Origin of the sequence: Streptomyces sp. YIM 130001, from assembly GCF_003574445.1 — a bacterium.
Taxonomy (GTDB): Bacteria; Actinomycetota; Actinomycetes; order Streptomycetales; family Streptomycetaceae; genus Streptomyces.
In genome coordinates this window covers 224,097-238,470 of sequence record NZ_KZ984560.1, presented here as the reverse complement: position 1 = coordinate 238,470, position 14,374 = coordinate 224,097, and the positions used below count along the sequence as shown (strand labels likewise).

The 14,374-nt window shown below is 71.3% G+C and carries 8 protein-coding genes and 1 pseudogene; 2 read left to right on the top strand and 7 right to left on the bottom strand.

Annotated features, from left to right (window positions below; genetic code table 11):
* Positions 1 to 7: 7 nt before the first annotated feature.
* The 6 genes from pstA to mshD form a co-directional block, all read right to left on the bottom strand.
* On the bottom strand, positions 8 to 1,060 hold the full coding sequence (gene pstA / locus DSC45_RS23560; RefSeq protein ID WP_119293907.1) for a phosphate ABC transporter permease PstA: 1,053 nt from the start codon (positions 1,058 to 1,060) through the stop codon (positions 8 to 10).
* Positions 1,057 to 2,061 carry a phosphate ABC transporter permease subunit PstC gene (gene pstC / locus DSC45_RS23555; RefSeq protein ID WP_119293906.1) on the bottom strand — a complete coding sequence of 335 codons (1,005 nt, stop codon included), beginning with the start codon at positions 2,059 to 2,061 and terminating at the stop codon, positions 1,057 to 1,059. The genes pstA and pstC overlap by 4 nt, the downstream gene beginning before the upstream one ends.
* A gap of 129 nt (positions 2,062 to 2,190) precedes the next feature.
* On the bottom strand, positions 2,191 to 3,318 hold the full coding sequence (pstS, locus tag DSC45_RS23550) for a phosphate ABC transporter substrate-binding protein PstS (protein WP_119293959.1): 1,128 nt from the start codon (positions 3,316 to 3,318) through the stop codon (positions 2,191 to 2,193).
* Between the two features lie 379 nt (positions 3,319 to 3,697).
* Positions 3,698 to 4,855 carry a CHAD domain-containing protein gene (locus tag DSC45_RS23545; RefSeq protein ID WP_119293905.1) on the bottom strand — a complete coding sequence of 386 codons (1,158 nt, stop codon included), beginning with the start codon at positions 4,853 to 4,855 and terminating at the stop codon, positions 3,698 to 3,700.
* Positions 4,836 to 7,196, bottom strand: a complete 2,361-nt coding sequence (locus DSC45_RS23540; RefSeq protein ID WP_240434796.1) for an RNA degradosome polyphosphate kinase — start codon at positions 7,194 to 7,196, stop codon at positions 4,836 to 4,838. Before DSC45_RS23540 ends, DSC45_RS23545 begins: the two co-directional genes overlap by 20 nt.
* A 484-nt stretch (positions 7,197 to 7,680) precedes the next feature.
* Complete coding sequence (gene mshD / locus DSC45_RS23535; RefSeq protein ID WP_119293904.1) at positions 7,681 to 8,643, bottom strand: mycothiol synthase; 963 nt, start codon at positions 8,641 to 8,643, stop codon at positions 7,681 to 7,683.
* A 291-nt stretch (positions 8,644 to 8,934) separates the two neighbouring features.
* Between mshD and DSC45_RS23530 the strand changes: the two genes are divergently transcribed.
* Positions 8,935 to 10,740, top strand: a complete 1,806-nt coding sequence (locus DSC45_RS23530) for a bifunctional metallophosphatase/5'-nucleotidase (protein ID WP_119293903.1) — start codon at positions 8,935 to 8,937, stop codon at positions 10,738 to 10,740.
* A gap of 321 nt (positions 10,741 to 11,061) precedes the next feature.
* A complete protein-coding gene (locus DSC45_RS23525) occupies positions 11,062 to 12,285 on the top strand; it encodes an LmeA family phospholipid-binding protein (protein WP_119293958.1) in 1,224 nt (407 codons plus the stop codon).
* Positions 12,286 to 12,419: 134 nt separating this feature from the next.
* Here DSC45_RS23525 and abc-f read toward each other — a convergent pair.
* A pseudogene (gene abc-f / locus DSC45_RS23520) lies at positions 12,420 to 14,127 on the bottom strand (ribosomal protection-like ABC-F family protein).
* Positions 14,128 to 14,374 lie beyond the last annotated feature (247 nt).

Below are 14,374 nucleotides of genomic sequence, written 5' to 3'. Positions count from 1 at the left end.
GGCCGCATCAGCGGCCCGTCTGTGGCGCCTTCCAGCGGGCGATGCCGCGGGCCGCCAGGTTGAGGATCATGATGAACGCGATCAGGACGAGCGAGGCCGCCCACGCGCGGTCGTACGCCGCGGGGCTGCCGGCGCTGTTCGCCCACTGCTGGTAGATGTACAGCGGCAGCGAGGCCTGGGCGCCCTCGAACGGGTTCGTGTTGATCAGCGGGTTGCCCCACACCAGGAGCAGCACGGGGGCCGTCTCGCCGGCGATGCGGGCGACCGCGAGCATCACACCGGTGGTGATGCCGCCGATCGAGGTCGGCAGGACGACCTTGAGGATGGTGCGCCACTTCGGCACGCCGAGGGCCAGGGAGGCCTCGCGCAGCTCGTTCGGTACGAGCTTGAGCATCTCCTCGGTGGAGCGGACCACGACCGGCATCATCAGGATCGCGAGCGCCATCGCACCGGCGAAGCCGGACGGGCCGAAGCCGAGGATCAGGATCCAGAAGCTCAGGATGAACAGACCGGCCACGATCGACGGGATGCCCGTCATGACATCGACGAAGAACGTCACGGCCTTCGCGAGCCGCCCGCGCCCGTACTCGACCAGGTAGACCGCGGTGAGCAGGCCGATCGGCACGGCGATCAGGGTGGCGAGGCCGACCTGCTGCAGGGTGCCGAGGAGCGCGTGGTAGATGCCGCCGCCTTCCTCGGAGTCCGCGATGAGGCCCATCGAGTGGGTGAGGAAGTAGCCGTCCAGGACCTTCACGCCGCGGGCGACGGTCTCGTAGATCAGGGAGGCCAGCGGGACCACGGCGACGGCGAGCGCGACCCAGACGAGGCTGGTCGCGATGCGGTCCTTGGCGCGGCGGCGTCCCTCGACGGCCGCGGACAGGAAGTACGTCGCGACGACGAACAGGACCGCGGCGATCAGACCCCACTGGATGCGGCTGTCGAGGCCGGCCGCCAGGCCGAGTCCCGAGGCCGCGGCGACGGATCCGACGAGCACGGCCCAGGGCGACCAGCGCGGCAGGCGCGTGGAGTTCAGTGGCCGGGTGGTGACTGCGTGGCTCATGCGTTGGCCCCCGAGTATTCCTTGCGGCGTTCGATGATCGCCCGGGCCAGGCCGTTGACCAGGAGGGTGATGACGAACAGCACGAGACCGGAGGCGATCAGGGCGTCACGGCCCTGCACGGAGGCCTCGCTGAACTTGCTGGCGATGTTCTGGGCGAAGGTGCCGCCGCCCGGGTCGAGCAGGCTGGCGTTGATGGCGAAGCTGGGCGAGAGAACCGTGGCGACGGCCATCGTCTCGCCGAGCGCGCGGCCGAGGCCCAGCATCGAGGCGGAGATGATGCCGGAGCGCCCGAACGGCAGCACCGACATGCGGATGACCTCCCAGCGGGTCGCGCCGAGCGCGAGCGCCGCCTCCTGGTGCATCTGCGGGGCCTGCCGGAAGACCTCGCGGGTCACGTTGGTGATGATCGGCAGGATCATGATGGCCAGCAGGATGCCGACGGTGAGCAGGGTGCGCGGTGCGCCGCCCTGCCACTCGAAGATCCCGGTCCAGCCGAGGTACTCGTCGAGCCAGCTGAACAGGCCGTTGAGGTGCGGTACGAGGAAGAGCACGCCCCACAGGCCGTAGACGATCGAGGGGACCGCGGCGAGCAGGTCGATCACGTACCCGATGGGGCCGGAGAGCCTGCGCGGCGCGTAGTGCGTGAGGAACAGCGCGATGCCGACGGCGATCGGGACCGCGAGCACCATGGCGATGACCGACGAGACGACGGTGCCGAAGGCGAGGACGGCGATCCCGAAGTCCGGCGGGATGGCGTTGGCGTCCCACTCGAAGGTGGTGAGGAAGTTGCCCTTGTTCTCGGTGAGGACGAGCGAGGCGCGGTACGTCAGGAACGCCGCGATGGCCGCCATGATCAGCAGCAGCAGAACGCCGGAGCCGCGGGAGAGGCCGAGGAAGATCCGGTCTCCGGGGCGGGTCGCGCCGCGGGCCTGCAGTGAGGTGGGCGGCGGGGTGTCCTGGACAGGCGGTGGGGGTGGGGCGGTGTCTATCTCTGAATTCATGGGGTTCTCCGGTCTGCGGAGCTTGCTCGCGCTGCGGTCACGGGATGACAGGTGGCGCGGCTCCTGGCGGCGGTGCACCGGATGGTGCGGCCCGCCCCGGAGTGACCCGGGACAGGCCGCACTCCTGGGTCAGCCGAGGCTCGCGATCGTCTCGCGGACCTTGGTGTTGATCTCGGCCGGGATCGGGGCGTAGCCCTGGTCCTTCAGGGTGTCCTGGCCGTCCTGGCTCGCGATGTAGGTGAGGAAGGACTTGGTGGCGGGCAGGGTCTCCGCCTTGTTGCCCTTCTCGCAGAGGATCTCGTACGTGACGAGGGTGATCGGGTACGCGCCCTCGGCCTTGGTCGAGTAGTTCAGCTCGAGCGCGAGGTCCTTGCCCTTGCCGACGACCTTCGCGTCGGCGATCGCCTTGGTGGCGTTGTCGACGGAGGCGTCGACCGGCTCACCGGCGCCGGTGTCCAGGGCGACGGTGTTGATGCCGTCCTTGGCGTACGAGAGCTCCATGTACGAGATCGCGCCGGCGGTCTGCTTGACCTGCTGGGCGACACCGGAGGAGCCCTGCGCGGACTGGCCGCCCTTGGCCGCCCACGCCTTGTCCGGCTCGTGCGGCCAGGAGTCGGGGGCCGCGGCCTGCAGGTACTTGGTGAGGTTGTCCGTGGTGCCCGACTCGTCGGAGCGGTGGAACGCCTGGATCTTGGTGTCCGGGAGCTTGGCGTCGGGGTTGAGCTTCTTGACCGCCGGGTCGTTCCACTTCTGGATCTTGTTGTCGAAGATCTCGGCGAGGGTCTTGGCGTCCAGGACGAGGTCGTCCACGCCGGGGACGTTGTAGCCGACCGCGATCGGGCCGCCGACCATGGGCAGGTCGATCGCCTGGCTGTCCTTGCAGACCTTCTTCGACTCGGCGATCTCCTCGGGCTTGAGCGCCGAGTCGGAACCGGCGAACGCGGTCTGGCCCTGCAGGAAGGCGGTGACGCCGGCGCCGGAACCCTCCGGCTTGTAGTTGATCTGCACGTCCTTGCAGGCCGTCGAGTACGCCTTGACCCAGGTCTGGATCGCGTTGGCCTGGGCGGACGAGCCGTTCGCCAGGAGCTGGCCCTTGGCGTCGTCGCACTTGATGTTGGCGTTGGCCGCGGTTTCCTTGCCGCCGCCCTCGCCGCTTCCGCTGGTGTCGTCCGACCCGCACGCCGTGAGGGCCAGGGCGCCGGAGACCGCGAGAGCGCCGAGGGTGAGGGCCCGCCGGTTCTTGCGCTGAAGCTTCACTTCGGGAGTTCCTTCCAGGAGCCACCTGTTCGCGGCGTCGGCCGCGGGGGCGAAGTTCATGTGTCGGTGCCCGACGGGGCCTTTCGGCTGCGCCACGCACCTTGTGAGTCCGAAATTAGGCAGGACAGGTGACAAGGCCCCAGGGCGAGGGTGAACGGGGGGTGAACCTGCGTGGTCGGGGCGGTTCTCCTGGCCGGAGGGGGGTGGGGTTTCCAGGCCCGGCCCTGGCGGGCCTTGTCCTCGAGCGCCGGACGGGCGCTCTTTTCGCCCTGGCCGCCGGCCGGCTCGTCGTCGACCGCCGGGCGGGCTCGAGGTGCGGGCCCGTCGGTGTGTTGGCCGCCGGACGCGATGGCTGGGGCGTGTCGCCAGGGTGGCGGTGTCAGGGGCTGGGGACCTCGTGGGGGAGGGGGAGAGCGGGGTGCCAGGTGCGGTGGAAGGTGAAGCGGGAGGCTTCCACCTCGTGGCGTTGGTCGGCGTGGAGGACGCCGAGGGCGTAGGCCGTGGCCGGTGAGATGCGGGGGGTGCGGGCTGCCGCGGCGGCGGCGCCGGCGGCCTGGGCCGCGTCGCGGTGGCGGTCGAGGGCCTCGGCGGCGTCGAGCAGGTGTGCCGGGTTGCCGGCGGTGACCTCGGCCGCGTAGCGGTGCAGCCGCAGCAGGAGGCGTACCTGGTGCCAGGGGGCGTCCTGGCTGTCCGGTGCGGTGTCCGCGGCCAGGCCGTGCATCAGGGCCTCCGCGTTGTACGGGTGGCCGGCGCGTACCAGCGGAAGGGCGGCGACCGCCTCGTCGAGCCGGGCCGCGAGGTCCGCGGCGAAGGGTTCGAGCCGGTGCGCCGCGGCCTCCTTGCGCAGCGGCACCTCGCTGGCGAGTACGGCCACCGAGTCGGCGACGCCGTGGAAGCGGGACGAGCCGAGGGCGGAGAGCGCGGTCGAATGGGCGCGGGTCCGGGAGAGGGTCAGCTGGCGCTCGAGGAGCGCGCCGGCCTTCGCCGCGCCGACGGTGAGTGTGGAGCGGGTCTGCGCGGGGGCCCGTCCGGCGGGTTTGGCGGGTGCGCCGGCGCTGTCCGTGCCGGTGCTTCCCGCGAGGGCGCCATCCGTGGTGCCGGCTTCCGTACCGCCGCTGCCCGTGCTGCCGCTGCCCGTACTGCCGTTGGCCGTGGCGCCGTTGGCCGTACTGCCGCCGTGGACGCGCGGGCCGTCCGGGAACGCCGAGGCGCCGGACAGGCGGTGCAGGGCGGTCAGCAGCCGCTCCTGGCGGGCCGCGTAGCCGTGTTCGCGGGCCAACGTGCCCGAGAGCCACGCCAGTTCGGTCCGTAGCCCGTCCGACCAGCCCGCGTCGAGCAGCGGCCGGAACGTGTGCAGTGTGCCGCTGATCCGGCGGGCCGCGCGGCGCAGGGCGAGCGCCGGTGCCGCGGTGTCCTCGGCGCCGCGTTCGCGGTGCTGGCGCAGTGCGCGGAGGAATTCCGTGGCCTGTTCCCGCAGGTAGCGGGCGAGTACGTCGTCCGCGGTCGGGTCTGTGCGGTCAGGGTGTCGCTGAGCCACGCCGGCGCCTCCGGGCGTCTATGAGCATCTCCTGTACGTTGCGCAGCGGCCGGCCGTCCGCGTCGATGGCGTGCCGGGTCCAGTCGCCGTCGGGACCGAGGTGCCAGGACGCCGTGGTGTCCGACATGCCCGTCTCCAGAAGCCTGTTGAGGGCGGCGCGGTGCGCGGGGTCGGTGACGCGGGCCAGCGCTTCGATGCGCCGGTCGAGGTTGCGGTGCATCATGTCGGCGCTGCCGATCCACACCTCGGACTCGCCGCCGTTGCCGAAGGTGAACACCCGGGAGTGCTCGAGGAACCGGCCGAGCACCGACCTGACCCGGATGTTCTCCGAGAGTCCCGCGACTCCGGGCCGTACGGCACAGATCCCGCGCACCCAGATGTCGACGGGCACGCCCGCCATCGACGCGCGGTACAGGGCGTCGATGATCGCCTCGTCCACCATCGAGTTGACCTTGATGCGTACGTGGGCGGGGCGGCCGGCGCGGTGGTGCTGGACCTCTTTGTCGATCCTCGTGATCAGGCCGTCGCGCAGGGACTTGGGGGCGACCAGGAGCCGGCGGTAGTTCTCCCGGCGCGAGTAGCCGGAGAGCCGGTTGAACAGGTCCGAGAGGTCCGCGCCGACCTGCGGGTCGGTGGTCAGCAGGCCGAGGTCCTCGTACAGACGGGCCGTTTTCGGGTGGTAGTTGCCGGTGCCGACGTGCGAGTAGCGGCGCAGGGTGTCGCCCTCCTGGCGGACCACCAGGGACAGCTTGCAGTGGGTCTTGAGGCCGACGAGTCCGTAGACGACGTGGCAGCCGGACTCTTCCAGCTTGCGGGCCCACTTGATGTTCGCCTGCTCGTCGAAGCGCGCTTTCAGCTCGACCAGGACGAGGACCTGCTTGCCCGACTCGGCGGCGTCTATCAGCGCGTCCACGATCGGTGAGTCGCCCGAAGTCCGGTACAGCGTCTGCTTGATGGCCAGCACGTCCGGGTCGGCGGCGGCCTGCTCCAGGAACGCCTGTACGGAGGTGGAGAAGCTGTCGTACGGGTGGTGGAGCAGGACGTCCCGCTCACGCAGCGCGGCGAAGATGTCGGGCGCGGACGCGGACTCCACCTCGGCGAGGTCGCGGTGGGTGCCGGCGATGAACTTCGGGTACTTCAGCTCGGGCCGGTCCAGGCCGCCGATGCCGAAGAGGCCGGTCAGGTCGAGCGGGCCCGGCAGCGGGTACACCTCGGCCTCGGAGATCTTCAGCTCACGGATCAGCAGGTCGAGGACGTACTGGTCGATGGACTCCTCGACCTCGAGGCGCACCGGCGGTCCGAAGCGGCGCCGCATCAGCTCCTTCTCCAGGGCCTGCAGGAGGTTCTCGGCGTCGTCCTCCTCGACCTCCAGGTCCTCGTTCCGCGTCACCCGGAACATGTGGTGCGCGAGCACCTCCATGCCGGGGAACAGCTCCTCCAGGTGCGCCGGCGCCGCGATGACGTCCTCGATGGGGACGTAGCGGCCGGGCGAGGCCTCCAGGAAGCGGTTCAGGAGCGGCGGGACCTTGACCCGGGCGAAGTGCTGGTGGCCGCTGACCGGATTGCGTACGACCACGGCCAGGTTCAGGGAAAGGCCCGAGATGTACGGGAACGGGTGAGCCGGGTCGACGGCCAGCGGGGTCAGTACCGGGAAGATGCGCTGCCGGAACAGGGTGAACAGGCGCGCCTGTTCCTTCTCGCTCAGGTCGTGCCAGCGGACCACGTGGACGCCCTCGTCGGCGAGCGCGGGGGCCACGTCCTCCTGGAAGCAGGCGGCATGCCGGGCCATGAGCTCGCGGGTGCGGGTCCAGATCAGGTCGAGGACCTCGCGGGGCTGCAGGCCGGAGGCCGAGCGGGTGGCGACTCCGGTCGCGATGCGGCGCTTGAGGCCGGCGACCCGGACCATGAAGAACTCGTCCAGATTGCTCGCGAAGATCGCCAGGAAGTTGGCGCGCTCCAGGAGCGGGGTGTCGGGGTCCTCGGCCAGCTCGAGGACGCGCTCGTTGAACGCCAGCCAGCTGCGCTCGCGGTCCAGGAAGCGGCCCTGGGGGAGTTCGCGGTTGGCGTCGGCGTACTCGGCGCTCTCCTCGTAGCTGTCGGGGTCGGCGTCCAGATCCGGGTCCAGATCGGACCTGGTGGCCGCCGCGACGGTGTGGGGCCGGTGGGCGGCGATGGAGCCTACGGAGGGCTGAGGGGTTGCGGTGCCGGTGCTGTGGGCCGGGGTTCCCGTTGCCTGGGCGGGCGGGCGGTCGGCCTGGGCGGAGGCGTCCTGGGCGCGGCCCTGTGCGGGGGCTGCGTCCGGGGCCGTGGGATTCGCGTGACCACCTGAGGAGCGCTGCATGGCCCCATTGTTCCGCGCTTGTCCCTGCGGTGGCGCGGCGAGCAGCCGCAGAGGCGTCTGCGGCTCGCCGCCGGTGTGGGGGCCGGACGCGGTCGGGTGCATGCGCCGAGGGTGGCAAGGGGATCTGAATCGATGGTTACGAGGACATGTCCTGTGGGTGGGCGGTGGGGGGTTTGTCCTCGAACGGGGTGGGGCGGGCCCGCCCGTTCCGTCGGCTCCGGACTCTGCACTGTTGCAGGGGCCTGTCGGCGCGGTCCGTGTACGGGGCGGCCCGTGTGCCGGGCTCCATCGAGCGTGCCCAACACACCGAGCCTGCCCCGAGGGCGAACAGAAGCCCGTCCGGTGATTGCGGACAAGGCGCCCAGCGCCGGTTCCAGAAGCCGGGCCAGGGTCGGAGAAGGACACCGCGCGGGTCCAGACGCCGGCCCCTCGAGGACAGCAGGGGACGCCGGGGCCGGAGAAACCCCGAAAACCCCGTCCGGCCCTAGGACTCCGTGCGGTACATGAGGTCCGTCTCGTGCGTACGGAACCCCAGCCGCTCGTACACCGCGACAGCCGCCTTGTTGTCCGCGTCGACGTACAGCATCGCCGTCGGGATCCCGAGGCCCGCGAGGTGCCGCAGGCCCACGGACGTCAGGGCCTTGCCCAGGCCGCCGCCCTGCGCCCCGGGCCGTACGCCGACGACGTAGACCTCACCGAGCCGGCGCTCCGGCTCCTGCTCGGGGCCCTCGTGGACCTTCGTCCAGTGGAAGCCGAGGAGTTCGCCGTCGCGCTCGGCGAGGAAGAAGCCGGCCGGGTCGAACCAGGGCTCCGCCATCCGGTCGTCGAGGTCCCGCTGGGTGAGCGAGCCCTGCTCGGGGTGGTGGGCGAACGCCGCCGCGTTCACCGCGAGCCAGGCCGCGTCGTCCTGCCCCGGCACGAAGGGGCGGATCGTGACGCCTTCCGGCAGCGCCGGCTCCGCGGCCAGGTCCGCGGCGTCGGGGCTCAACGGCCGCCGCATCTGCCGCAGTTCGCGGAACAAGGTGAGCCCGAGCACCTGCGCCAGATGCCGCGCCGCGGCATGCCCGCCGTGCGCCCAGATCCGCAGTCGCTTGCCGGAGGCGGCGAGCAGCGCGTTGCCGAGGGCGCGGCCGTGGCCGGCGCCGCGGTGGCCGGGGCGTACGACCAGTTCGCTCGCGGGGGCCTCGATCGGGTCGGTGTCCTCGAGCTGGGCGTATCCGACCAGTTCGGAACCGTCCTCGTCCCCGACGGTGAGCAGCAGATGCCGTACGCCCTCGCGGGGGCCGCCGCGGAGTTGGAGCCTGCCCTGTTCGGACACGGCCTGCTGGCCGTCCGTGCGGGCGGCCTCGTCGAGCAGGCCGAGGACGGCGGTGGCCTCTTCCGCGGAGACGGAGGTGAGGGTCCGGATCTCGCGGGTTCCCTGGGGAGGTGTGGAAGGTGCGGTCATGCTTCCGAGCGTACGGGGACCTCGGGCCGGTCGGGGTGGATGGTTCTCGGCACCACGGTGCCGGGTGGGGCTGTACGCAATCCCCGCAGACGTCGCCCAGTGGACCCCGGGACCGGCTCCTTCTCGCCCTGTCGGGCCTGCCCTCGAGCGCCGGGCGGGCTTGATCCGGCCGCCTCGGTGGGCGCGGGACATCCGTTCTTAACCCGCAAGGCCCTGTTGTGCTACGCGCGTTGACCATAGGCTGCCGCCCGACATGCCGCCGTCGGCGGGGGAACGGGAAGAGGGGAACTGATGTCAGCGAGACCACAACGGCGTCCGGCCGGGCGTCGGTTGATCGCAGGCGTCGCGGCGCTCGCCGCGGCTACCGGGGTCATGACGGCAGCCGTGCCGGCGGGAGCCGACAGTGCGGAGCGCCACGGGCACGGTCACGGGCGCACCGTCGACGTGCAGTTGCTGTCGTTCAACGATCTGCACGGGAACCTCGAGCCGCCCGCCGGATCCTCCGGCCAGGTCACGGAGGAGCACCCGGACGGCACCACGACGCAGGTCGACGCGGGCGGCGCCGAGTACCTCGCGTCCTCGCTGCGGTCGGCCCGCAAGGGCGAGAAGTACAGCGTGACCGCCGCGGCAGGGGACATGATCGGTGCGTCGCCGCTGCTCTCCGGCCTCTTCCACGACGAGCCGACGATCGAGGCGCTGAACAAGCTCGACCTCGACGTCACCGGCGTCGGCAACCACGAGTTCGACGAGGGCCGTGCCGAGCTGGAGCGTATGCAGAAGGGCGGCTGCCACCCCGAGGACGGCTGCGCCGAGGAGGGCAAGGAGTTCGAGGGCGCCGACTTCCCGTACCTCGCCGCGAATGTGACGGACGAGAAGACGGACAAGCCGATCCTCAAGCCGTACACGGTGTGGAAGCACAAGGGCGTCAAGATCGGCTTCATCGGCGTCACGCTCGAGGGCACCCCGGACATCGTGTCCGCGGAGGGCGTCAAGGGGCTGAAGTTCCACGACGAGATCGAGACCGTGGACAAGTACGCCAAGGAGCTGGACCGCAAGGGCGTCAAGTCGATCGTCGCGCTGATCCACGAGGGTGGTGAGCCGGCCTCCGAGTCGTACAACTACGACTGCGACAGCAACGGCCCCGGCGACGGCATCTCGGGGCCGATCACCGATATCGCCAAGGGCATCACGCCGAAGGTCGACGCACTGGTCACCGGTCACACCCACCAGGCGTACGCGTGCACGGTGCCGGATCCGGCGGGCAAGCCGCGTACGGTCACCTCGGCCTCGTCGTTCGGCAAGCTCTACACCGACACCACGCTGACGTACGACCGCAAGACCAAGGACATCGTGCGGACGAGTGTGAAGTCCGCGAACCACGTGGTCAGCCGGGAGCAGGACAAGGCGCCCGACATCACCGCGCTGATCGAGCGCTGGAACAAGCTGGCGGCCCCGATCGCGAATCAGGCCGTGGGCCATATCTCGGGTGACATCCCGGGGCGCGGTTCGACCTCTCCGGAGTCGCCGCTCGGTGACCTGATCGCGGACGCGCAGCTCGAGCATGCCAAGTCGCTCGACGAGGAGTCCGATCTGGCCCTGATGAACCCGGGCGGTATCCGTGCCGACCTGGTGCACAAGGCGAGCGGCAGTGAGGGCGACGGGGTGGTGACGTACGGCGAGGGCTTCACCGTGCAGCCGTTCAGCAACACCGTCAATCTGGTCGACCTGACCGGCGAGCAGCTGGTCACGGCGTTGCAGCAGCAGGTCAGCGGGCCGAACGAGGCGTCGCCGAAGATCCTTCAGCCGTCGGACGGTCTGACGTACACCCTCGACATGACGAAGTCGGGCGCGGACCGGGTGGTGGCTGACTCGATTCTGTTGAACGACGAGGCGATCGACCCGGCCAAGACCTATCGGGTCGCGATGAACTCGTTCCTGGCCGGTGGCGGCGACGGCTTCGCGGCGCTCGGTGAGGGGGCGAACCCGCTGGTCGGCGCCGATGACCTGAAGGCTCTGAACGACTACCTGACGGCGAACTCGTCCGCCGACAAGCCGCTCGACCCGCCGAAGGCGGACCGGATCACGGTCGTCGACTGAGCGGTCACAGTGGCTGGGACGGTCCTTCGCCGGCGAGTGACCGGACGACGGGCGGTGCAGTCAACGGCTGCCCGGAGTGAGCGAGTTCACTTGTGTGGTGTGCGGCTGCGAACCCGGTACCCCGCGGGGGTGCCGGGTTCGCGCGTCTCCGGGGGTGCTTGTGCAGCTCGGGATGGTGGTCCAGACCGGTCGGGCGGGTGACATCCGGGTGAAGAAAGGCCCCGTCAACGGCTCCGTTCGTGAAGGTGAAGTGAGTATTTTTTACTCGCAGTTGACGAAAGGAGTTGCGGGAGGGGGTCGTACGCGTGTTCCGATGTGCCGATGCGAACCACCCCCCACCGCATACCCACTCAACACCCCGCCCACCTGCAGGAATCGGACACTCCGCCCCACGGGAACCCGTACGACGAGCTGGCCGACCTGGCCGGAAATCCGCTCGACGAGTTCCTCTACGAGGAGGAGCCGGACGAGGAACAGCCCTGGCAGCCGCCCAATCACCGGCGCGGCAGCCGCCGCCGCAACCGGTTCGCCGGGCTGCCGCTCGCGGCCAAGGCGGTGGTGGCGCTCGTGGTGCTCACCGCGTTCCTCGGCCTCGGCGACCGCTGGGCGCTGCTCTACGCGGAGCACGAGGCGGCCGACAAGCTCAAGGACTCGATGAAGCTGAGCGCGGCGCCCGAGGTGGAGATCGAGGGGTTCCCCTTCCTGACCCAGGCCTTCGACGACAAGCTCGACCGGGTCCGCGTCACCGTGCCGGACGTCGCCGCCGACCGTGTTTCGCTCGCCCAGGTCACGGCGGTGGCCCACGATGTGACGCTGCGGGGCGGCGTGACCTCGTTCAAGGGGGCCGACATCGACACGATGGACGGCGAGGTGCTGCTCTCCTTCGAGGACCTGAACCGCGAACTGGGCGCCTCCCAGGTGACGTTCACCGGCCACGGCGGTGACCGGGTGGTCGCGCGCGGCACGCTGCCGGTGGCGGGGCACGACCTGAAGGTCGCGGCCGACGCGCGGATCCGGCGCAGCGGTGACCGTGGCATCTCCACCAGCATCGGCGGTATGCGCCTGGACATCGGCGATCTCGCCACGTACCGGCCGGGCACGGGCAAGAACGAGGGTCTGCACCTGAGCCGGAAGTCGGTGCGCGACATCCGGGAGCGGACGGACAAGGCCAAGGCGCTGTTCGCGATCCCGGAAATCGTCTCGCGGCTCGGAGTGCCCGATTCCGCCGTCCGTACGGCGCTGCGCAGTGAGCGGAAGATGGCCGAGCTGACCGGTTCGCCGGAGTTCGTGCGTTCGCTGATGAAGGTCAACCTGATCGATGTGGCCCTGGACCACCCCCAGCTCCTCAAGCGGCTCGGCTTCGACCCGGCGCTGCTCGAGGGCCTGTCCGAACTGACCCGGCCCCGTCTGGCCAGTCAGCTCTCCCTCGGCTTCCGCCTTCCCGAGGTGCCGGGCGGCGGCGACGTACGGCTGCGGGACGTGCGGGTGGAGAAGGACGGGATCAAGGTCAGCATCGAGGGGGCCGGGGTGACGTTCGGGACGTGAGGTCCCGGGGGTGTCAGGGGTTCATGGGGTGTAGGCGTTTCAGGGGATTCAGGGCGCGGCCGGTTTGGCCGGTTGGCCGGTTGGCCGGTTTTGGGCGGTGCCGGACTCTTCGGGGGTACGGGCCAGGGCCGGTGTCACCGCGGGTGGTGCTGCTGGGGTTCCAGGGCGAGTCGGGCGCCCGAGAAGCCCGCGCGGATGCGGCGGTCGTGGCTGACCACGATCAGGGTGCCGGTGAAGTCCGCGAGGGCCGCCTCGATCTCCTCCATCAGGGCGGGGGACACGTGGTTCGTCGGCTCGTCGAGGAGCAGCAGGTCGACGGGGTCGCCGACCAGGCGCGCCAGTTCCAGCCGGCGCTGCTGCCCCACGGACAGCTCCCGCACCCGGGTACGCAGATCCGCCGCACGGAACAGGCCGAGCGCGAGCAGCGCGTCCGCGTGCTCGTCCGGCGGGCCCGGAAGCCCATGGGCGTACGCGTCGAGCACGGTGCGGCCGTCGGTGACGGGCGGTGCGCTCTGCCGCAGGAATCCGGCCCTGGACGGCCGGCGCACGGTGCCCGTCGCCGGAGTCAGCTCGCCGGCCAGGACCTGCAGGAGCGTCGACTTGCCGGCGCCGTTGGGCCCGGTGACCAGTAGCCGGCCGCCCGGCTCCAGGCTCAGGCCGTCCACGGCCAGGCGGCCCGGCACGCGCACGGAGTCGAGGTGGACTCCGGCCGGGGCGGTCCCGGTTCCGCTGTCGTCCGGCCCTGAGCCGGTGCGCCCGCCACCCGGTGCCCGCGCGATCCGGCCGGTGAACCGCAGCTGCTCGGGAGGCTCCGGCGCCGGGTGGTCCAGGAGTCGCCGCAGTTCCTCGCGGGCGCTGCGGATCCTGCTCATCGCGCCGTGCGTACGGGAGCGCGCCCGGAACGCGCCCGCCCCGCTCGCCCTTGCGCGGGATCGCGTCGAGCCGGCCGGCGTTGGCCTCGGCGAGCCGGCGCTGCCGGTCGACCTCCAGCCGCCATTCCTCGTGCTCCCGCAACTGCCGTGCCCGCTGGGCGGACTTCGCGGTCAGGTAGCCCGCGTAGCCGTTGCCGTACCGGCGGACCGTACGCGCGTCCCGGTCGACCTCCAGGACCGTGCCGGTGACCCGGTCGAGGAAGGTGCGGTCGTGCGAGACGGCGATCAACGTGCCGCGGTGTGCGCGTAGTCGGGCCTCCAGCCAGTCGATCGCCTCGTCGTCGAGGTCGTTGGTGGGTTCGTCGAGCAGCAGCAGTTCCGGTGCGGACGCCAGGGTCGCGGCGAGCGCGAGCCGGGAGAGCTGCCCTCCGGAGAGGGTGCCGAGAGTGCGGGCGCGGTCGAGCGGGTGCCGTTCGCCGAGGCGGCGCAGGGCGACCTCGACCCGCCGGTCGGCGTCGCAGCCGCCGCGCGCCTCGTACTCCGCGAGGAGTCGCGCATAGGTCTCGAGGCCGGCCTCGTCCGCGTGCCCGAGGTTCGCCTCGGCGCTACGGATGCGCTGCTCGAGGCCGCGGAACGGTGCGAGTACGAGGTCGACGGCGTCGCCGACCGTGGCGGTGCCGGGCAGGCCGAGGGTCTGGGTGAGATGTCCGGTGCCGCCCGGGGCGACGACGGTGACGGTGCCGTTGTCGGGCTCCTCCTGCCTTGCGAGCAGCCGCAGCAGCGTCGACTTGCCCGAGCCGTTGTCCCCGATGACGCCGGCCTTCTCGCCGGGCCGGACGGTGAACGAGACCCGCTCGAGCACGATGCGCTCGCCGTACCGCTTGGTGACGTCCGAGAGTGCTGCCTGCGAGGTCGGGGCGGCGGTGTTCGCGGCGGCTGTGGACGCGTCGGTGACTGGCGCGTGGAACAAGTGGCGACTCCTCGATGGACGACAGATTCCGGGGCCCGCGCGGCGCGGTGCCGCATCGATCCCCGATCGCAACGAGACGTACCGTCTCGCTACCCGACCACAGTAACCCGCCACCCCGAACAACACAAGACGCTCCGTCTCGCCGAGTGGCCGCAGGCTACCTGCGGGCCGGTCGGGTGGTGGGGTCAGTGCTGGAGGAGGCCGGTGACCGGGACGGGGGGGGGGGGGGGGGGGGGGGGGGGGGGGG